The following is a 20,251-nucleotide window of genomic DNA, read 5'->3' on the forward strand; positions in this document are numbered from 1 at the left end:
TGTAATTTAAGTGGTATAAATATGTGGCACGTGAAGTGCATTATTAAGTTACATGACGGATATAGTGATTAATAATATAATTGCTTATCTAAATAACTTTACAATTTATATTTATAAGGAATTAAACATGAAAAAATTATTACTTGCTTCATTAATAACTGCTACATCGTTTGGTGCTTCAGCAAACGCTGTAATTACATTTGATGATTCATCATTTGGTGGTTCAGGTGTTACTTTTAATGCATTAGATTTTAACTTTGACGTTGCAACTGTTTCACAAACAGATACTGATACAAATGGTAACGCTTCTGGTCTTGAAGCTTTCTCTGAATTTGGTACTACTGATCTTGTTAATTTTTTATTAACAAGTAGTGCTGATGTAGCTCCAAGTGCTTACGAAATCTTTTTCGATTATAGCTTTAGTGGTTTTGCAGAATACTTTGCTTCTACTCCGTTTGGTGAAATTACTGACGTAAACTTTAATGCCGGTGCTGGTGCGCTATACGTTGATCAATTTGCTGATGGTAACTTTCTTGGTGAAATGGATGCTAACACAATCAAAATTGCTGATATGTCATTCAGATTTGGTGATTGTTTAATCCTTAATCCTACAGGTAATGCATCTGGTAGCTGTAACGTTTTCTTAGATGTAGATTTTGCTCCAGGTTACTTTAGCACAGCAGGTACTGCTGATCTTTCTACATCAGATAATGTTATCTCTGAATTAACAGTTACAGTTCAAGATGTTGTTGGTTTTAGCCCAGTTTATGGCTCTGTTGGCGATACACAAACATTTGAAATCTCTCATGACGGTAATATGTCATTTGACGTTCCAGAGCCAGCTTCTGTAGCTATCTTAGGTTTAGGTCTTTTAGGTTTTGCAGGCGCACGTCGTCGTAAATCTTAATTAAAGATACAACTTTATTGTTTATACAATAAGTTAATTAAAAGCCGAACTATTGTTCGGCTTTTTTGTGTCTAAATTTTGGTTTTTATATTTCCTCTTGTTAATTTATTATCTTTTATCTTCGTTCAATTAAATAAATAGGTGAAAAATCATCCATAACTTGATAGATTGAATAATGGAAAGAAAACTTAATAATAAAATGAATTTCTATTCATAATAAATGATGGAAGAATATAATGAAAAAATGGCTTTTTTCAAACAATGGAAAAATCACAGAATCTCTAAGCTTTTCTGAAGCTCAAGAATATATTTTAGAAAATTCAACAGAAGATTTATATGTATGGCATCCGTCATTTACATATTGGATGCCTCTTCACAGTATAGACGATTTCGATGTTGAAATTTCTATACCAACACCTCCGGTGGCTTTACCTAAAGAGCTCATTGAAGAATATAAAAACCAAGAACAAGCATTATTTAAAACTTTGTCTAGGGTTGATAACACATTAGGAAATACTCGCGCAGCTTTATCTGAACTTGATGAAGATATTGATACTTACCATAAGTTTACTGAAAAACTGAATATGGAAGTTGAAACAACACTTCAAAATGTCCGTAAACAGTATGAAGAATTACAAAAGAGTATTGATGAGTTTAAAAAGGAAGAGCTTGTTTTTAATTAAATACAAGACATTTATAATTTAACTAAAAAAGTAGTAAGATAAAATTATGAAAAAATGGTATTTTTCAGATAATGGTCAAGTTTCAGGGCCATTCAATATAAATGATGCGCTCAAGTTACTCGCTAATAACAATGATCTGTATGGTTGGAATCCTTCTTTTAGTCAATGGTTACCTGTTACCCAAATACCTGAGCTAAGCAGCTTAACGTCTGAAGTTAAACCTGTAACCCAAATTTCTAAAGAATTAATTGAGAAGTTTGTCTCTAAAAAAAGAGACTTGAACAAAAAAGTTAAATTAATTGATGAAATGATCAAAAAATCTAAAAGTAATCTTAGTGCTTTTGAGCAGATAATTATCAAATATAATAGTTTAACTGAAAGTTTATCATCAGATGTTAAAGCTAACATTCTACCTATTGAGAAGAAAAAGAATTTAATTTCAAAACAATTAGTAGAGTTAACTAGAGCTGCTGATATAGCTAAACATGAGATCATCGATGTAGTTAAAGAGTTTGGGGATCTTGTTTTAAGCAAGACATCCACTGGTTCTGATGAATTATCTACATTAGGTGAGCTTCCAGAATTATCTAAAGTAGAAGAAAGAAAACAATTTACATCACAAAGTATTATAAAAACGAATGATGTATCTGTTAGTAAAACGACAATTCATAACCAAGTTCAACCGACTCCTGTAAGTTCACCTTCTATTACTAATGAATCGATTATTTTGGAAGACCAACAAACTCATAATCAATTAGATCAAAGTCAATTAGAACCAAATCAAGAGCATAAAACTACAACATCAACGACACAAGAATCAAGTGCTGTCGAGCATAAGAGCTTTCATGATGTAAAAAGTCGTTTGAAGTCAGTTTTTACAGCAAAAACAGATGAGACCTCCTTAAGTTTGTCTGAGCAATTAAAAAGAAGCAGTATTCCAGCTGATGATGAAGTAGTTTTTGTTGATGAAGAAAACAATAATGCTTTGCTCGAAGAAGCTGAACAAAAGAAAAAAAGAAGAAGACGTAGACGATTTTAGTCATCAATATGTTTAATTGTAAAAAGAGAGTGTAAACTCTCTTTTTTTATGAAATGAATTAAAGTTGCAATATTGATGGAACTCTTGAGGATAATGTAAGAGAAGTTATTTGTGTTTATAATAATACCTTTAAAAGTATCGAATAATTGGCCAATAAGTCGTATTCACAAAAATGGGAAAACAATAAAGATAAACGATAAATAGCTTGTCTCGTTCTATGCTAATTAACCTCAACTCGGAATAATGAATGTCATAACATTCAATAAAAATAATTATTTATTAATAGATTAAAGAAACATCAGAGTACTTCACATGTAATATGATAACTCAATATTGATAGTTTTATGCCTAGCAAGGCGGATTTGTGTACCCAATAGCTGGCTATTGGTAACGAATACAACGATGTTAGGCTTAAAAATAGCTTATTGAGTAACTTTGCTTATCCCGAGCTGAGGTTAATTAACTTAAAATATTACTTCCTTGTTCAATAATGTTATCTGAAAACTTCTTAAATACCCCTTTCACTAATGACCATCTATGCCAATACAGTGTTTGATTTATCTGTTTTTTAGGAAGAAGATTGATGAGCTTTCCTTCTTTTAATTCATCTTTTATCTGTAATTCAGCTATTAAACAATAAGCCAACCCTTGTTTAGCGAAATTAACGAAAGCTTCTGAAGAATGAATTATGTGGCAAGGATAACTACCTTGCAGCAAACCAAATTCTTTTTTAATAAACTCTATATGCATCATATCTTTGCTATCGAATAATAAGCCTGGTGCTTTCAATAATGCATCTTTATTAACACCTTTTTTGAAATGTTTGTCTCTGAAATCTGGAGAAGCCACCAAAACATAATTCATATTTCCTAGCTTATCTACAACACATCCAGGAAGCGCTGTTGCTTGTGTACTTATGGCACCAAAAACTTCACCATTCTTTAATTTATAAATGGTATTGGTTTCATTTGTAACTTCTAAGTTGAGCTCAATATTATGTGTTTGTATTAACTTTGCTAATGCTGGAATTAACCAAGTTGCTAAACTATCAGCATTTGTCGCTAATGAGATTGTTAAAGGGGAAATTAGATCTTCAGGATAAATATGTGGCAATAAATCAGCTTCTAATTGTTGAACCTGATAATAATGGTTAAGTAATTTTTTACCTATTTCTGTAGCTCTTAGCGGTGTGCTTCTAATCAATACCGGTTGAGATACAAGTTGCTCAAGTTGTTTTATTCGTTGCGAAACCGCTGATTGAGTTAAATATAAAAACTCAGCGGCTTTATCAAAACTTTCATATTTAATTACCATATTAAAGGCATGTAATAGTTTGTAATCTATATTTTTCATAATGATAATTAATTTTTCTAATGTATGATAAATATTATTAATTATATTTATGTTTAGTTAAAGGTTAATCTCACGATAATTATTTTTAAGAGTAAAATTTAATATGGTATTTTCAGCGATGTTACAAGGTGTTCTATTGGGTGCAGGAATGATAATTCCGATTGGAGCTCAAAATGCTTATCTGTTAGGTCAAGGAATTAACCGCAATCATCATATACTTGCTGCAACGTTATGTATTATTTGTGATGTTACGCTTATTTTAGCTGGTATATTTGGAGCTAGTGTTCTAATTAATAGCAATGAACTTCTCATGAAAATAATAACGTGGGGAGGAGTTATGTTTTTATTTGTTTATGGGGCTTTATCTTTTAAAGCTTTTTGGAATAATCAATATGAAAAGTCTACCAAACAAGCCTTGTTTAAAAGTAGAAAAGTCGTTATCGCCACAACACTCGCTGTTACTTTATTAAACCCACATGTTTATATCGATACGGTAATGATCTTAGGCACTGTTGGTGGTCAGTTTTCAGGTGATGCTCGTACTGCTTTCGCATTAGGAACTATTTTAGCTTCTATCATGTGGTTTTATGCTTTAGTTGTTGGTGCAGCCAAAATGGGACCTTTGTTATCAAAACCTAAAATATTAAGAGGAATCGACTTTTTCGTAGCATGTATTATGTGGTTTATTGCTTGGTCTTTGTATTCAAATACACTTCATTAGTTCTTATTTTAAAGATGATATTTATTGGTTAGGAAAACATATGATTAATATAGGAATTTATATTTATAATAATGCTGAAGTATTAGACTTTTCAGGTCCGTTTGAAGTATTTACAACAGCGGAAAGAATATCAGAGAAACCAGTATTTAATACGTTTTTAATTAACCAAAATGATAGAATAGTTAAAGCCAGATCAAATTTTAAACTTATACCCGATTATCAAATTAATAATCATCCAAAAATAGATCTATTAATAATCGTTGGTGGCGATCATACAAACGAATTGAACAAAAAACAGGTTACTGATTGGATTTTAGATCAAAGCACGAAAGTTCAAATAGTTGCTTCTGTTTGCACTGGTGTATTTTTATTAGCTAAAGCGGGTGTTATTTATGATCATGAAGTAACAACACATTGGGAAGATATTAACGACTTACAAATACAATATCCGAAGCTTAGAGTTAAACAAGATGTTCGCTGGGTTGAACAAGGAAAGATAATCACTTCTGGTGGTATTTCTGCTGGAATTGATATGAGTCTTCATTTAGTAAAATTAATGAGTTCACATCAGCATGCAATAGCGACAGCTAAGCAAATGGAATTTTGTTGGTCTGGTTTATAACTATTGTTTTATCTACTCAAAACGTATTACAAGCTATCTAACCATTCTTTAGGCGATAAGCCACAGGTTTTTCTAAAGATTCTTGCAAGGGCTGAAGCAGTTTCATATCCCACACTGTTTGCGACAAAACTGACACTTTTACCTTGTTTCAATAATGTTTGTGCTACACCTACACGCCAATGTATTAAATATTCATTAGGTGTTTGATCAATTACATTCTTGAAAACTTCAGCGAACTTAGACCGCGACATTGCTGCGGTTTCTGCCATTACCTCTAAAGTCCAAGCTTTTTCAGGGGCATTATGTATTGCTTGTAATACTTTCTTTAGCTGAGGATGCATCAAACCAGACAACATGCCTTGTGCGAGTTCCCCGTTGTGTAATAAGGAGCGGATCATATTAATAATGAATATTTCCATTAAACGATTCATTACTGCTTGCCGACCTTGCTGATCTTCTTCAGATGCTTCTTGAATAATCCAATCGATGTTTGTTTGTAGAAAAGGGGATTGCTCTAAAGGAAGAATTAAGAGGTCAGGTAAAGTGTCTGCTAATAAACTAGAAGTACTACTTCCATAACTTAATGTTGCACAAATAAGTTCAGCATTATCAATTTCTCTCGCTTGTAAACCATGTTTAAGTGGTCTTGGCAGGAATATAAGTGAAGGTTTATCGAGTACAATCTTTTGTTTTTTTAACCCTACAATTGATAATGTTCCACTTCTCAACAAGTGAATATGTCCCTCTAAAGCGTTGTCATCTTTGAAACTTGATAAACCACAAAGTTTACCCGTGTAAAAAACTCCAGCCTGTAAAGTGAAGCGATCAATGATCTGAGAAAGGTGATCCATAGCAGTATTGGACGATATGATTCAAAGTTTGGACGATTGTATCTCACGCTCATAAGTAACTACACTATTATTTCATTCGTACTTAATACCCAATATTAAATCTATTGAAAATATGAATGAGGAATACATCATGTATAAAACTACTTTAAAAACAATTCTAGCGGGTTCAATTTTAGCGGTTAGCAGCTTATCTTTTGCTGCTGATATTGATATGAATGCTGATGCTAATGATTTAGCTATTCAAGGTTATGACCCTGTAAGTTATTTTTCTAAATCACAACCAACAGTAGGTAATGTTAACTATACTGCAACTTATAAAGGTAGTATTTATCGTTTTAGTTCAGAAGAAAATCGAGATACTTTTAAAAGTAGCCCAAGCAAGTATGCTCCTCAATACGGTGGATATTGTGCTTTTGGTGTTTCAATGGAGAAAAAGTTTGATACTGATCCATTAGCTTGGAAAATTGTTGATAACAAGCTATACCTTAACTTGAACAAAGATGTTCAGAAAAAATGGTTAACGGACGTATCTGGATACCTGAACTCGGCAAATGAAAATTGGCCTGAAATTAAAGGTGTTGAAGCAAAAGAATTGTAATTAATTGAAAGTTACAATCTATTAATACGTTCTAATAGATTGTAAATATTATTTTTAACATTAAAGGAAAAAACTATGAGTCATAAATTAGCATTATCAAGCGCATTAGCAGCAGCTTTAACTTTAGGTGCTGTAGCAGACAGTGTAGCTGGCGAAGAACGCGTTAAAAAAGAAAAATGTTACGGTGTATCATTAGCAGGCCAAAATGATTGTAGTAATATTGCAGGAACACATTCTTGTGCAGGTCAATCTACAGTAGATAATGATCCAGGTGAATGGCGCTTAGTTAATAAAGGTTTATGTAAAGTTAAAGGCGGCTTAACAAGTAAAGAAGCTCGCGCAAAAGTTAAAATGCCGTCTTAATTTTATTTGATGTTTCTGGAGTATACCTTTGATGAATGATGATCTTAAAAAAACATCAAAACTCCCCTTAATTGGTGTGGGTTTAAGGCATGAACATTATGATGAAGCCTTGAATACTCCAGCTAACATTGACTTTATTGAAGTGCATGCAGAGAATTTTTTTGCTGAAGGTGGCGCAAGTCATCAATTGTTCAATGATATCAGTCAAAAATATTCAGTAAGCTTACATTCAACATCACTAGGTTTAGGTTCTGCATCGCAAATACCTCTAAAGCAAATTAACCAACTAAACACATTAATAAAACGTTGTGATCCTATTTTAGTTTCTGATCATGCGTGTTTTAGTTGGGCGGATATAAATAGCAATCATATACACGGTGGCGATTTATTACCTGTACCTTTTAACGAAGAAAGCCTTAATTTGATGGCCGCAAATGTTTTACGTGTGCAACGTGTTTTAGGTCGAAAAATACTCATTGAAAACTTATCTGCTTATATGGAGTTACCTGGCTCAATTTATAGCGAGAGTGAATTTTTAGTTAATTTGTGTGAACTTACCCAATGTAAGCTGTTAATTGATCTAAATAACTTAGTGGTTAATGCTACTAATCAAGCACTACTTAGTGGAACCGGAAAGAAGCTTAATGTAGTTGAATACGCCAAGCAGTGGTTAGCTAATATACCTGCTGATATTGTTGGTGAGTTTCATTTAGCTGGCTGTACACCTGTAGGATCTGATAGTTTGATGATTGATGATCACAGTCGTCCCGTATCTATTAATACATGGGCAATTTATCACTTTGCACTCACACGTTTCGGTGCTATTCCTACACTGATTGAGTGGGACGAAAACTTACCGTCTTGGACAACGTTACTTGCTGAAGCTAGTAAAGCTAAAGATATTGCTAAAATGGTTTTCGGTAACGAGGAAGATACCCGTTTTACCGATATTCTTGATGAAAGTGAATACTTTCTTGGAAGTAGTGAAGATTATAAATTAGAAGAAATACAGCAAGCAGATGATATCCATTGTATGAGTCATCATCATGCTTGATCAGCAACAGAATAAATTATTAGAAGCGATATTTTTAGGTAACAGCTTATTTAATCAGTCATCAGAACATGATGTCAAAAATAAAGGTCTTAAAATATATCAGCACAGTTTAATTGCTAACGCTGCTCGTGCTTTATCAATAACCTACGCGACGGTACATTCTTATATCGGTAAAAATAGATTTAATACCTTAGTTGCAAAGTATTTAAAAGCTGAACTCAAGCAAGAATACGACTGGGGAGAGTTTGGTAGTACTTTACCTGGTTTTATTGCAAAACAAGAGCTGAGTAATGCTTATTTGTTGTCGCAAATAGCTAGACTTGATCTTGCATGTCATCAATCAGAGCGAAGTAAAGATGTACCTGTTGATTTAACTACATTGAATCTATTAGGTGAAAATGATGCATACCAGTTATATATTAATTTTTGCTCTGGTATAGACATAATGCAATCAACATTACCATTAGATGAAATAAATAATACGATCACTAATCTAACTGAAGAAGAACAAATTAATAGTCTTGACGACGTTACTCAGCAGTTAACTGAGTTCACAACAAAATATAAACTTTCAGATAATGAAGCTGGAAATCTATATAGCTTTATTATTTGGCGTCCAGATTTTCAAGCGCAATACTCACGTATATCGACTGATGAATACCTATGGTTTAGTGCGCTCTTGGGTAAAGACACAGAATCAAAAACTTCAATTGGTCAGGCACTTGATGACTTAAATGAAACAGATTTTTCATTTGTTGAATGGCTACCTAAAGCAATACAAGAACGACTTATTAATAGTATTACTATACAAAAATAATAAGTTAATTATAACTACATATAATTCATAACTATTCAAATATAAGGCACTTAAAAATGACTATTCTAAAGGTTAGAGATTTTCATAACCAAATTTTAGGTTTTGCAGAATTATTGATTGCACCTGCATTTCTTTTTACGCGTATATACATAGCGAATATTTTCTTTAAATCAGGCTTAACAAAGTTACGTGATTGGGAATCTACATTAATGCTTTTTGAATATGAATATGAAGTGCCTATGCTTTCTTATGAAGTGGCAGCATGGTTAGCAACCGCAGGTGAGTTGATTTTGCCGGTATTATTATTTTTAGGTTTATTCACTCGACTGTCTGCAATCGGTCTATTTATTGTAAATGCCGTAGCGGTTATTAGTTTAGTTGATATACCTCCAGCAGCATTTAATGAACATGTGTTGTGGGGAAGTTTAATTGTGATGCTTATTATATTAGGTGGACAACGTTTCTCTTTAGATAGAATGTTAAAAATCACCTAAATTAGCAACAGGCGTCATCGTTGTTACATTACAAAAGCAAGCGAGTGCTATGAGCATAAGCTTGCTTGTTTATTTTATTAACAAAATCTCAACTTATTCAAATTACATATCATTTATAATCTGCTTAAATATATATTAACAATAAGTCTATTAGCTTAACATTTCTTTGAGTTTTTTAGCTTTAACCACATAACGTAAGCTACCTCCTGAACGCATAGCATTAAATGGGTAACAAGTAATTAATAGTAATTCAGGTTGCCCCATATCTAATAATAATGGTGTTTTATCACTGTCTATAATTTCGATACTTTCAACTTGGTAAACTTGGGTATTACCATCAATATCGGCAAGTTTGATCACATCTTCCATTTGCACGTTTTGTAAAAAACTAAAATGAGTATCTCTGTGCCCCGCAACAACAAAAGGCTGATTGCTGCTTAATGTTGAGTACTGATGCATAACACCTGCTGAAAATGCCAGAGTTGTTGGATCTGTTCCTTTTAGTAATACCATCGATTTATTTAGTCGTGCAATATCCATTTTAGCTACTGCTGTAGTATCTGCCCAAGGCCACGGCGGAGAGGCTTCTTTAGTTTTTTGTGTAACTTCCCAACTATAAGCTATTAGTTGTTGAGATATCCAAGCTTTAGCTGGAAGGTACATACTATGTGCAATAACTAAAAGTGACACTACACATAATATAATCGAACAGAATCTTAATTTTATGTGATTGGTAATCATCTGATTAAAGAAAATTTTCATGGTTCTTCTTCTTTAGTTTTGAAAGCCAAATAAGAGAAAGTGTCAGCAGAATTAAACCTAATAAAAATTGTAGTTTCCAACCAACCGCTGTTTTAGGGAATACAGCCGCATGTAAGCTATTTTGGCTTGCTAACTTCTTACTCGCTTGTTTCTCTTTTTGTGCTAATAGTTCTTTCTTACGCTTATCCTTGTCATCTGCACTCAATATTTCTTTTTCTACAGCGATAAAGCTTGTATAAGGCGACATTACCTGGTGTTTTAATGAGGTTGTAATTACATCACTTTTAACTTCTTCAAGTGGCTTACCAATGACTAAACCATCTAACAAGTCTTCAATTTTAGCTCTTGCCCAAATAGATGATATGCCTGAGTTATTATCTACTGTTTTAGCTGCGTTTAATTCCACTTCTTGTTGCCATCCTTTGTTGGCTAAATCACCAAACAGTTGAATGCTTGAAGGTTTATCTGTGGTTTTAAATGCGATGATAAGTGGCTCATTTGAGTATAAGTCAGGGATCTTATTTGGATATTGTTCGATATTGCCAAGGTGTAATGGGTGAAACTGAACATTTATGTTGGTGAGAGAAGGGCGGCTAATTTTTTCTAATAACATAGCCATTTTATCTTCTACTTCATCGATATTACCAATAAATGTATAGCTACCTTGTCCAAATTGAGCTGCTTTACGCATAAAAAATCCATTAGGAGCACTGCCAATTCCTACTGTAAATAAACGTGGTAAATCAGTAGTGTTTGTAATTAACTTAAACAGCGCTAATTCATTACTTACCGCACCATCTGTTATAAAGAGTATTTGTTTGATGGCATTTTCATTTTGTAGCGGTGTTTTTTGCATGTTTAAAGCATTACTTAACGGCTGGTACATTTCAGTACCGCCATCAGCAGAAAGTTGATTAATAAAGGTTAATGCTTTGGCTACATTTTTTGAGGTTGCCATTTTTGTTTGTTGAAACAAGTTTGTTGAAAGGGACTCGAAGGCAATAATATTAAAACTATCTTTTTCAGTAAGTGTGCTAAGGGCAAAATGTAAACTTTGCTTGGCTTGCTTTATTGAGTCGCCTTGCATTGAACCTGAAGTATCAATAATAAAGGTAATATCTCGAGCGAATGTAGTTGATGGTTGTTCATTATCATCAATTGTTGAATGTATTGGTGGCAATAACATAGCTAAGGTATATTCTTCACCATCTAAGGTTTGATTATAAAGACTTAGTTGCGGAGCAATTGAAGCTTTTGGACGCCACTGTAATACAAAGTCTTTATCCATAGGAACTTGTACATTGCCAACACTTATTTTTAAAGGCTCACCATTTAGCTCGTTATTATTCAGGTTCAATGTATGTGAAGGGCTATCAATACTTGCCAGTTGAATACCTGCATTTAAATTCACACGTAAACTTATCTTGTTTTTATTGGGTTGAGTAAACTGACTAAGCTCTGAAATAGATAAATCTTCATTGAGAAGGTGAGTTGCTGTTGAGGAGAAATTGTCTGTATTCTCTGTTTCTGAGTTGTTGTTAGAGTAAGGCAATGAATTAGGTTGATAACGAGGTGTAATACTCATAGGAAAACGTAAACTAAACTCCCCATCCGTATAATCTAAATGTTGAACGTATTTTATAGTTACAGTTATTTGCTCATTCGGGGCTATATTTGCTATTTTATTGGTAAAAAGGTTAGGGCGATGCTGTTCAACTAAACTGGCTTTTTTACCTGAAGCTTTGGCTTTATTGAATAACTTTTTAGCTTCATTTTTTTCTAATATTTTTCCTTCAATTTCTCTGTTGCCGACCTGAATCTTTAAGTAATTAACCGCAGAGTTTTCAGGTAAAGGAAAGGTATACAGGCCATTAGCTATTTCATCACCAGTATTCAAAAAAGACTGAGTAACAGTTACTGAAGCTATTATGCCGTTAATATCAAATGAAGCTGCAGAGTTTAGCAATATCGCTGATTGATATAGTCGGGTTTCTTTAAGATTAGTTTTAATAGTTTCAGAAGACTCAAACAATAATTGCCCACTGCTTACATCATCTAAAGTAGAGTAATTGTTATAGGTTGTAGCATTAAGAGGTATTACATAAAAAGCACAACCTGCCAATAACCCCACCAATAAAAACCATTTCAGTAATGACAATGGTGAGTACCATTTACTATTTCGATTACGGCGATTATACGTAGGTGCATAATCAATGATCTCTCTATTTCTGCGTGCTTTTGATAATAAGGTTTGTTTAAACATAATGTCGTCTTCAATGTATTTAATGTAATTCTATTAAAACAATTAAATTCGACTATTAACCGACAACAAAAAGGCAATGTAAGGGGGAAATAGGGCGAAATTATGGCAAAAGTTTAAATAACCTGAACGCGGAATAAGCGATTATGCCTAACATTGTTATTTAACCGCCTACCGTCGTTATTTTTATTACTAATAGCTCGCTATTAGTACATAAAAACGCCTTGGTATACGGGCTAAATACCAACATTAGGAAGGTAAAAGTCATATAAATCAGTTAAAGACTATTGCTTTATAATTAGTACATTATAAATTAATGTTCTACAAAACCCATTATCCCGAGTTCAGGTTAAATAACTTATGGCATATAGCAGAAATTAGCCGTTTAACGCTTTATTTAGCAAGGTATTAGCCGATAAGCGCTTGCATAAAATTGAGTTCATGCTATTTTTCCTGCATTGATTATTTTAAGGAAGTTTTTCATGCCAAAGGCAAGTGATGTTAAAAAAAATACAGCAATAGAACATAACGATAGTGTTTACATTGTAAAAGATATTGAGCGTTCAGTTCCGCAAGGCCGCGCAGGTGGAAGTTTATACCGTATGCGTATGTACGATGTAGTTTCAGGTCATAAAGTTGATGAAACATTTAAAGACAGTGACATGCTTAAATTAGCTGAACTTACACGCCGTCCTGTTATGTTTTCATACATTGATGGTGATCAATATGTATTTATGGATACAGAAGATTACACGCCATATAACTTAAATTTAGATGCAATCACTGATGAAGCTCGTTTTATAACTGAAGATACAGAAGGCTTGTTAATCATTTCTATTGATGAAGTACCTGTAGGTATTGATTTACCTGCAAGTGTAGAACTAGTTATTACAGAAACAGACCCGTCAATTAAAGGTGGTTCTGCTACTGCTCGTACTAAACCTGCAATTCTTTCTACAGGTTTAACCGTACAAGTGCCTGAGCATATTTCTACAGGTGACAAAATTAAAGTGAATACAGCTGAATGTAAATTTATGGGGCGTGCAGACAAATAATATTTATTACTTTCTAAAAAGCTCAAGGTTTACGAAATATTCGTAAAGTTGAGCTTTTTTTATATCTCGTATTTAAGAGACAAAGTACTACGAATAATAACAGTCATTTTTATAAAAGTTCCTTCACAATAAGCTTTAATAGATAAGTTTCACGCACAATAGATAATCCTTTTTTGGGACTTTCAGCTAATGTTTTTTCGTTATGCTTTATTGCATCATGAATGTTCATCCAAACAGGTTTCATACCATTATTTATTTCATAATCTTCTAATTTTGTATCACGTAATTGACTGTCAATATCACATACAAAACAATAAGATTTCATATGTACAATATCAAAATCATCTTTGTGCCAAGGTCTGAACTCTTCGTATAAACCAAAGGCTTCGATGTTGGTTACATTATGCGCGCCGGTTTCTTCTTGTAGTTCTCTTATTAAGCCTTCTTCATGGGTTTCACCTTCATCTATACCTCCGCCAGGTAAAGTGTAATCGTGATATCTCTGAGTGTATAAAAGTAAAATGTCTTCGCCGTTAAGCACAATAGCTCGAGCTGCTTTACGGATAAACGTTGAACCAGAAAGATCGTTAAGATCAGGATGAATAGCAGAGGTTAATAATTTCATTAAAGGTACTTATAGGGTTAATTAAAGAGACATCAAAGAGCAAATAAAGAAGAATGTATATTATCGAATATTTTGAACTAACTTAATAGCCTGAAGCCTTCGATTATAAATTGAAAGGCTTTAGGTTATATACATTTACTGAGTTGTAGAGTGCTTGCTGGCGATATCTATAAAACTTTGTATATATTCAATAGTCACATCACTCTCCCTCAGGCCAATGAAAATTTGTTTAGCAATACCTTTTTTACCTAGCTTAATGGCTTTAATAGGCAGAGTTTTAGAATATTGTTCGACCAACCAAGCAGGAAGTGCTGAAACACCACGTTTACTTGCCACCATTTGTAGCATGATATCGGTTGTTTCAATCGTTTTATGCTTATAGGGACTACATTGTTGAGGTGCTAAAAATTGACTAAAAATATCGAGGCGTTCAGTTTCAACAGGATAAGTAATCAATATTTCATTATTTAAGTCTTGTGGAACAATAAAAGGCTTGTCCGCTAAAATATGATCTTCATGAGTAACTAATACCAGCTCATAATCAAAAACGGGTAGATAAGTTAAACCTTTCTTAAACAATGGATCGGGTGTTACCAAAGCATCAATATCATGGCTGAACAAAGCGCCTAAGCCACCGAATTGAAAGCGTTGTTTAACGTCTAAATCCACATCAGGCCATTGTTCTAAATATGGAGAAACCACAGTTAATAACCACTGATAGCAAGGATGACATTCCATTCCTATTCTTAAAGAGCCTCGTTTACCTTTAGCTATTTGCTCAATTAAATGTTCAGTATGCTCAAGTTGGGGCAGGGTCCTATTCGCTACCGACAATATATGCTCACCCGCCTGTGTTAAGCGTAAATTACGTCCTTCTTTCGACCACACTTTAATGCCAAGCTGAGATTCTAATTTCTTTATCGCGTGGCTTAATGCTGACTGAGTTAGAAATAAGGCGTTAGCTGCTTCTGTAAGTGTACCTAGGCGGCTTACTTCCCTGATGATTGATAAGTGTGTCCGTTCTATCATTGAGGCTACTCATTTGTTCATTGAAATTATGGTGTATGAGTTTAATTCATAGAATTCTGTATTTATATCATTATTTTTCATCAATAAACTTTTAAATATAGAACGCAGTTAACTGGATATTTTTTATTTATTGCTTAAGTCGTTGGGCAGTATTCTCACTTCATTTTGTATTGAGCAGATGAATAAGAGGGGACTTGGAAATTTTCTAATTACATATCAGGTCTATTAATTAAGAGTTATTAATTTAACTGAACTTAATTTTATTTTTTTAAGTCATTATTCATTATTTTAAACTATAAATAATGGAGGAATATATATGTAGTTCACCTAAACCCAAAACTAAAGCGAAAGGTAAAAAAGTCAGGCGGCGGCAGTATACTGGCCAATATTTCTTCAGAATCGAGAAGCCGATTTTCGGAACGTGCAAATGCAGCACAAGATCGTAGAGATGAAATGAAAGCAGCACAGAAACAAAAAGCTATTCAGCAGAATACTTTAACTAAAAGAAGCCTAACTTCTGTAGTTGTTAAAACTAAAAAACAAGAGAAAAGCTTTGGCTATTGGTTATTAAACGCCAGTGTAAAAGAAATTTTAGTTTTATTATTTATGGGTAAATCTAAAACTATATAATGACTTTAAAGTCTTTTTTAAGCATTAGTGACTATTTTTTGTTTTTATACAGTTGCGACCGTTATGCTTTGCTTCGTATAAGGCATCATCAGCTCTAACTATAAAGCTGCTTAAGGATTCATCTGGTTGGTATGCAGTTATACCGATACTGATTGTTACCTTAGGTTCAACGCTTGTTTTTGATAAGTTATCTTGTATGCGCTGAGCAATTTTTTGTGCACCTTCAATAGAGGTATCAGCAAGCAAAATAATAAACTCTTCTCCGCCCCATCGGCAAACTGCATCACTTTCACGCGCATGTGACTTACATATATTAGATATATGTTTGATCATATTATCACCCGTCAAATGTCCGTAGGTATCATTTACTTTTTTGAAGAAGTCTATATCAATCATTACTAGCGAGAGCTGAGTGTTTTTTCTCTTACTTTGTTCAATATTATTTAAAATGATGGGTTCAAAAGCTTGTCTATTTAATAGGCCTGATAGTTTATCTATACTTGCCATAGTCACGAGTTTATTTTGATAATTATTAAACGCTATATGAGCAACAGCTAATACACCTGCAGTAACAAGGATACTGAGGAATATATTGATAAAAAAGGTGTCGGTTAACTCTTTTTCGCTGTCTATAGCGTCTTGTTCAACAATCAAAAACCAACCAAATTCTTTAATAAACCGACTATTTAGATAAACTTTCTTACTTGAATCCGTATACTTAATAGTGTTGGATGTAGTGTTAAGAATACTTTGTGTGAGTTTGTTATTTTTCAGGCGCTCTGCAAGGGTAGATGAATGATTAAATTGCCCACCTTTAAGAACTATATTTCCTTCTTTATCTGTAAAGTAAATCGTTCTTTGATATCGGTTTTGGTAGTTTGCTATTAAATTTTCTACTTTATCTAAAGCCAGGCCTACGCCTGTCGCTCCAATAAAGTTATCATCATAGTCATAAACCTTATGGTTAATAAATATGGTGATCTTATTTGCATTAGATACATCGAAGTCTATGGCTATTTCATACATTTGTGATTCAGGCGTATTTTTTAAAGAAAAATACCAACTATCTACGGGATTATCTTTTGACATTTTCTCAATATCACCGTTAGGGTGATAGTAGCTTAGGCTTTTATCACTAGCAAAATAACTGGTGAGTAGATCGTATTTTATTTGTATTTCATTTAAGTACTTTATAACTTTTCCTGGGCCATCTTTACCATTTAATTCCCAATCTCGAACAAAAGTATTTTGTGCCATCAGTGACGATATAAAAATAGGTTTGAATAAGTCATTTTGAATTTCAGAGTATATATTATCGCTAGTAAGAGGAAGAGATTCGTCAACAATGTGTTTTCCAAGAGAGCTGCTAGCGACTTGATAGCTTAACCAACTCGTAATGATAAAACCTGATAATAATAATAAAGCTAAAAGTATACTGAAGTTTTTTTGTCGTTTATGCATTCACATTTTCCGTCACAGCCAACTGGGCTGGTTGAAAAGTCTGCTATTCTGAATAATAAATATATAATTATAAAGGAGCTCTTATTTTAAATAATGTCTAAAGTAATATTTAATTGGTTATATCACTCCATGATTTTCTCTAAGTTACAATATTGTGTATGGGAAATACATAAGTGTTTTGAATCATACTAAGTTATTGCTTAACTATACAAAAAACATATTTAATTACTTTTTTATGCTCAGCCACTATGATTCAATCTTAAGTAGTAATCAAGCTAGGAAGCTCTCAAATACTAACCTTCTTCAATAAATATTGTTGTTCTAACCTCATCAGAGCAAAATCCTACTTTTAAATTACGTCGTGATATTTCTCATGAAACTAATTTACCTGCTTTAAATTCAGGTATGGAAGTGTAAAGAGAAAGTAGAGCAAGAAGTAGAATTGAAAGTATATTCTTGTAAATTACTAAATAATATTGAAAGCAAGAAAATCATTAAAGAAGTTAAGGTAAGTTTTTATCGTGCATACTTTACCGGAAAATTACATCAGTTCAGCCTTCCAATCACATAAACAGAGAACACCACATAACATGAGGTTTGCCATTGGTACATGTGGCTACTTGTGTACTTACTTGAAGTGAGAATATTATAAATACGAATACTTATCCTGACCTAAAGTGGAAGTTGAATCTTAGCCAAGCCACTTAAGGATTAGTCTGTTTTAAGTTCTTAGATGCCAGTGAAATTTTGTATATATACGATCACTGATGCCACAAAAGGGTCTTGATTTGGGAGTGACCTTATCAAAAAAATAGTCCGCAAAGATACGAAAGCGGACATTAGCATCGATAGCTTTTTGCGCTGTTTGGCCGTGTTAAGAATACGTAGAACTACCTTATCCTGACAGACAACTAAGCCACCAAAGCGGTCATAGAGGCTTTAAATCAAAGCGGCATCTCCAGCGACAAATCAGGCATCACGCCTCTTAACCTTTCATACTAACATCTGCCACATTCGCGGTATTAGTGGGTTTAGGTTAGATATTTTGTATCGCTGACTCCATAATCACTGTATGTATTGCTGAATAGGACATACCTCGCTTTCAAGGCTCTTCTTTATCTAACAATTCCATTAACCCAACTAATGCAGCGAAAAGGACAGCACCCACAGGCCAAACAATCCAGGTTACGCCCCAGTCCATAGTCCATAAGCTCCAGCCAAGAAATATAGCTGTTAGCAAAGGCCAGTAGAATGCAGCAAGCTTTTCTGCGCGTTTTGTACGTTTACTTTTAGCTGTCTCTAGGCAGCTATCTTTTAGAATATTGTTGTAGGCATCATATTTAGCAGAGACAGGAGCCACTATGTATATTCCTGCTGCTATTATAAGAATCAGTACAATTAACATCATTAAAATTATACCTGAACCACCAAAAAACATGCTAACAAACATCAGAGGTACAAAACTGATAATGAACATGAATATACCTACTGATAGTCTTCGATTATAAGTAACTCTGAATTTTTTTAATTTTTCTTTAAAAACGCTGTGCACACCATAGGCCAACTCAAATGCTTCATTATCTATCACAGCTATTTCATTTTCATATTGGTTGGTTTTGATAAAAAAACTTATTCCAATAGAGACCATAACTAAAATACTCACGACTCCTATAGCTGCTGCAATATCGCCTGTCAGATTTAACCTATTTGTTTCAGCCAATGCCAAGAAGAAAAACAGTGGTACTACTGAGCAGACACAAAGCATAACTCCCTTGGTGACTAAGGCTGACACTTCCATCTTATGTTCAATATACTTCACGGCTTGTTCCAAGCTAACCTGAATGGTATCAAGCTCTCTACTTTTATCACGGGAATCAAATACTTCATTTTCATCTTTCAGTAGAAAGTCAGTTGAAACGTCAAAAATCTCCGCTAATATAATTATTCTATTTAAATCAGGGATGCTATTAGTGCTTTCCCATTTAGAGACTGACTGCCTAGAAACATTCATCTTTTCAGCCAATTCTTCCTGCGACCAGCCAACTTGCTTTCTTAATCTGACAATCTTTTCTGCTAATATCATCGAGTTCATTCCTTCCTCTGTTGTTGAACGGTAAGCATAAAAAGTCAGGTAGTTGCAGACCAGCAAGTCAGGTTGTTAATTTGTCAACCAGCGGTTGCAATTAGGCTAAGTAGCTAAATTTAAATGTTTTTTGTGTGTTCGCAAGTTAGTTCTTCATTTGTAAAGAATAACCACATCATACGTCCTAACTATTTCTAAATTGTCAATCTAGGGTCAAGTTATTCCATCTAAGAGTCCTGCCACCATAGTAACTTTAACGGTGCTCCACTAGATCCAATTTTGTAATTAGTTTAGGTAAAAGTTTAGTGTTCAATTACTAGAGTCACTTTTAGCATAGCAAGGGCATAAGTAAACCACCTTAAAGAAATGAAGTTAGGGATGGGGAAATTTTATGTGCTAAAAGTGGATTGACTTTAATTGCTAATTGAGATTTTTAGTAATATGACATAAATAGTTTATTATAAAGTGTATGTGAAAATTAAATGATTGCGCATTCTGTGCTAACAAAGTGACCTTGAACTCTAATTCACTACTGACAGCTTTAGACCTATAGTTAATGTTAAAAAATATAATATTAACAGCAGCTATGAGCTTAAACAAGCCCCACAAACAAGCAGCGAACTTAGGTTGCTATTACCCTAAATATGATCATGGTTTCACAAAAAATCTATGACCGCTTTTGGCTATCAGTTGACCTAAAGAACAACCGATAGCTAACTTTCTCTTTACTCACGAAGTTAACATTAACAGTTTGGTGACGAACGACCGCTTTGGTGGTTAAGAAAATTATTCGTTGTGATAAGTACGTGTCTAAATTTGGTTAGCTTGGTGGTAAAAGTATGGA

At 33.5% G+C, this 20,251-nt stretch carries 20 protein-coding genes; 12 read left to right on the plus strand and 8 right to left on the minus strand.

Annotation, left to right across the window (positions count from 1 at the left end; translation table 11 throughout):
- Nucleotides 1-127: 127 nt before the first annotated feature.
- The 3 genes from pepA to Q5N69_RS00375 all read left to right on the plus strand — a co-directional run bounded on the left by pepA (nucleotide 128) and on the right by Q5N69_RS00375 (nucleotide 2,629).
- Nucleotides 128-907 carry a flocculation-associated PEP-CTERM protein PepA gene (gene pepA / locus Q5N69_RS00365; RefSeq protein ID WP_304366554.1) on the plus strand — a complete coding sequence of 260 codons (780 nt, stop codon included), beginning with the start codon at nucleotides 128-130 and terminating at the stop codon, nucleotides 905-907.
- Nucleotides 908-1,143: 236 nt separating this feature from the next.
- Nucleotides 1,144-1,590 (plus strand): DUF4339 domain-containing protein, encoded by a 447-nt coding sequence (locus Q5N69_RS00370; protein WP_304366556.1) that lies wholly within the window; start codon nucleotides 1,144-1,146, stop codon nucleotides 1,588-1,590.
- A 46-nt stretch (nucleotides 1,591-1,636) separates the two neighbouring features.
- Complete coding sequence (locus Q5N69_RS00375) at nucleotides 1,637-2,629, plus strand: DUF4339 domain-containing protein (RefSeq protein ID WP_304366558.1); 993 nt, start codon at nucleotides 1,637-1,639, stop codon at nucleotides 2,627-2,629.
- A gap of 459 nt (nucleotides 2,630-3,088) precedes the next feature.
- On the opposite strand, the gene Q5N69_RS00380 is transcribed toward Q5N69_RS00375, so the two are convergent.
- Complete coding sequence (locus Q5N69_RS00380) at nucleotides 3,089-3,982, minus strand: LysR family transcriptional regulator ArgP (protein ID WP_304366559.1); 894 nt, start codon at nucleotides 3,980-3,982, stop codon at nucleotides 3,089-3,091.
- A 148-nt stretch (nucleotides 3,983-4,130) separates the two neighbouring features.
- Between Q5N69_RS00380 and Q5N69_RS00385 the strand changes: the two genes are divergently transcribed.
- On the plus strand, nucleotides 4,131-4,703 hold the full coding sequence (locus Q5N69_RS00385; protein WP_304366561.1) for a LysE/ArgO family amino acid transporter: 573 nt from the start codon (nucleotides 4,131-4,133) through the stop codon (nucleotides 4,701-4,703).
- A 40-nt stretch (nucleotides 4,704-4,743) separates the two neighbouring features.
- On the plus strand, nucleotides 4,744-5,325 hold the full coding sequence (locus Q5N69_RS00390; protein WP_342866494.1) for a DJ-1/PfpI family protein: 582 nt from the start codon (nucleotides 4,744-4,746) through the stop codon (nucleotides 5,323-5,325).
- 26 nt (nucleotides 5,326-5,351) lie between these two features.
- On the opposite strand, the gene Q5N69_RS00395 is transcribed toward Q5N69_RS00390, so the two are convergent.
- Nucleotides 5,352-6,176: a cupin domain-containing protein gene (locus Q5N69_RS00395; RefSeq protein ID WP_304366563.1), complete on the minus strand. Its 825-nt coding sequence runs from the start codon at nucleotides 6,174-6,176 to the stop codon at nucleotides 5,352-5,354.
- A gap of 130 nt (nucleotides 6,177-6,306) precedes the next feature.
- Between Q5N69_RS00395 and Q5N69_RS00400 the strand changes: the two genes are divergently transcribed.
- From Q5N69_RS00400 to Q5N69_RS00420, 5 genes are all read left to right on the plus strand, one after another.
- Complete coding sequence (locus tag Q5N69_RS00400; protein ID WP_304366565.1) at nucleotides 6,307-6,774, plus strand: YHS domain-containing (seleno)protein; 468 nt, start codon at nucleotides 6,307-6,309, stop codon at nucleotides 6,772-6,774.
- A 75-nt stretch (nucleotides 6,775-6,849) separates the two neighbouring features.
- Nucleotides 6,850-7,137: a DUF2282 domain-containing protein gene (locus Q5N69_RS00405; RefSeq protein WP_304366567.1), complete on the plus strand. Its 288-nt coding sequence runs from the start codon at nucleotides 6,850-6,852 to the stop codon at nucleotides 7,135-7,137.
- A gap of 31 nt (nucleotides 7,138-7,168) precedes the next feature.
- Nucleotides 7,169-8,191: a DUF692 domain-containing protein gene (locus Q5N69_RS00410; protein WP_304366569.1), complete on the plus strand. Its 1,023-nt coding sequence runs from the start codon at nucleotides 7,169-7,171 to the stop codon at nucleotides 8,189-8,191.
- On the plus strand, nucleotides 8,184-9,008 hold the full coding sequence (locus tag Q5N69_RS00415; protein WP_304366571.1) for a putative DNA-binding domain-containing protein: 825 nt from the start codon (nucleotides 8,184-8,186) through the stop codon (nucleotides 9,006-9,008). Before Q5N69_RS00410 ends, Q5N69_RS00415 begins: the two co-directional genes overlap by 8 nt.
- A gap of 56 nt (nucleotides 9,009-9,064) precedes the next feature.
- The gene (locus Q5N69_RS00420) at nucleotides 9,065-9,502 is read left to right on the plus strand and encodes a DoxX family protein (RefSeq protein WP_304366573.1); all 438 of its coding nucleotides are present in this window, start codon (nucleotides 9,065-9,067) and stop codon (nucleotides 9,500-9,502) included.
- A gap of 150 nt (nucleotides 9,503-9,652) precedes the next feature.
- On the opposite strand, the gene Q5N69_RS00425 is transcribed toward Q5N69_RS00420, so the two are convergent.
- Together Q5N69_RS00425 and Q5N69_RS00430 are read right to left on the minus strand one after the other, a co-directional pair.
- Entirely contained in the window at nucleotides 9,653-10,264 is a 612-nt protein-coding gene (locus Q5N69_RS00425) for a class GN sortase (protein ID WP_304366575.1), read from the minus strand.
- Nucleotides 10,248-12,527 (minus strand): marine proteobacterial sortase target protein, encoded by a 2,280-nt coding sequence (locus tag Q5N69_RS00430; RefSeq protein WP_304366577.1) that lies wholly within the window; start codon nucleotides 12,525-12,527, stop codon nucleotides 10,248-10,250. The genes Q5N69_RS00425 and Q5N69_RS00430 overlap by 17 nt, the downstream gene beginning before the upstream one ends.
- Nucleotides 12,528-13,006: 479 nt before the next feature.
- On the opposite strand from Q5N69_RS00430, the gene yeiP reads away from it, so the two are divergent.
- The gene (yeiP, locus tag Q5N69_RS00435) at nucleotides 13,007-13,579 is read left to right on the plus strand and encodes an elongation factor P-like protein YeiP (protein ID WP_304366578.1); all 573 of its coding nucleotides are present in this window, start codon (nucleotides 13,007-13,009) and stop codon (nucleotides 13,577-13,579) included.
- A 109-nt stretch (nucleotides 13,580-13,688) separates the two neighbouring features.
- Here the strand turns inward: yeiP and Q5N69_RS00440 are convergent, their stop codons facing one another.
- Nucleotides 13,689-14,204 (minus strand): NUDIX hydrolase, encoded by a 516-nt coding sequence (locus Q5N69_RS00440; protein WP_304366579.1) that lies wholly within the window; start codon nucleotides 14,202-14,204, stop codon nucleotides 13,689-13,691.
- A gap of 135 nt (nucleotides 14,205-14,339) precedes the next feature.
- The gene (locus Q5N69_RS00445; RefSeq protein WP_304366580.1) at nucleotides 14,340-15,233 is read right to left on the minus strand and encodes a LysR family transcriptional regulator; all 894 of its coding nucleotides are present in this window, start codon (nucleotides 15,231-15,233) and stop codon (nucleotides 14,340-14,342) included.
- Nucleotides 15,234-15,686: 453 nt separating this feature from the next.
- Between Q5N69_RS00445 and Q5N69_RS00450 the strand changes: the two genes are divergently transcribed.
- On the plus strand, nucleotides 15,687-15,863 hold the full coding sequence (locus Q5N69_RS00450) for a hypothetical protein (RefSeq protein ID WP_304366582.1): 177 nt from the start codon (nucleotides 15,687-15,689) through the stop codon (nucleotides 15,861-15,863).
- A 24-nt stretch (nucleotides 15,864-15,887) separates the two neighbouring features.
- On the opposite strand, the gene Q5N69_RS00455 is transcribed toward Q5N69_RS00450, so the two are convergent.
- Complete coding sequence (locus Q5N69_RS00455) at nucleotides 15,888-17,324, minus strand: sensor domain-containing diguanylate cyclase (RefSeq protein ID WP_304366583.1); 1,437 nt, start codon at nucleotides 17,322-17,324, stop codon at nucleotides 15,888-15,890.
- A gap of 1,102 nt (nucleotides 17,325-18,426) precedes the next feature.
- The gene (locus Q5N69_RS00460) at nucleotides 18,427-19,407 is read right to left on the minus strand and encodes a helix-turn-helix domain-containing protein (protein WP_304366585.1); all 981 of its coding nucleotides are present in this window, start codon (nucleotides 19,405-19,407) and stop codon (nucleotides 18,427-18,429) included.
- Nucleotides 19,408-20,251: the final 844 nt, after the last annotated feature.

The organism is Pseudocolwellia sp. AS88 (assembly GCF_030551755.1).
Lineage (GTDB): Bacteria > Pseudomonadota > Gammaproteobacteria > Enterobacterales > Alteromonadaceae > Pseudocolwellia.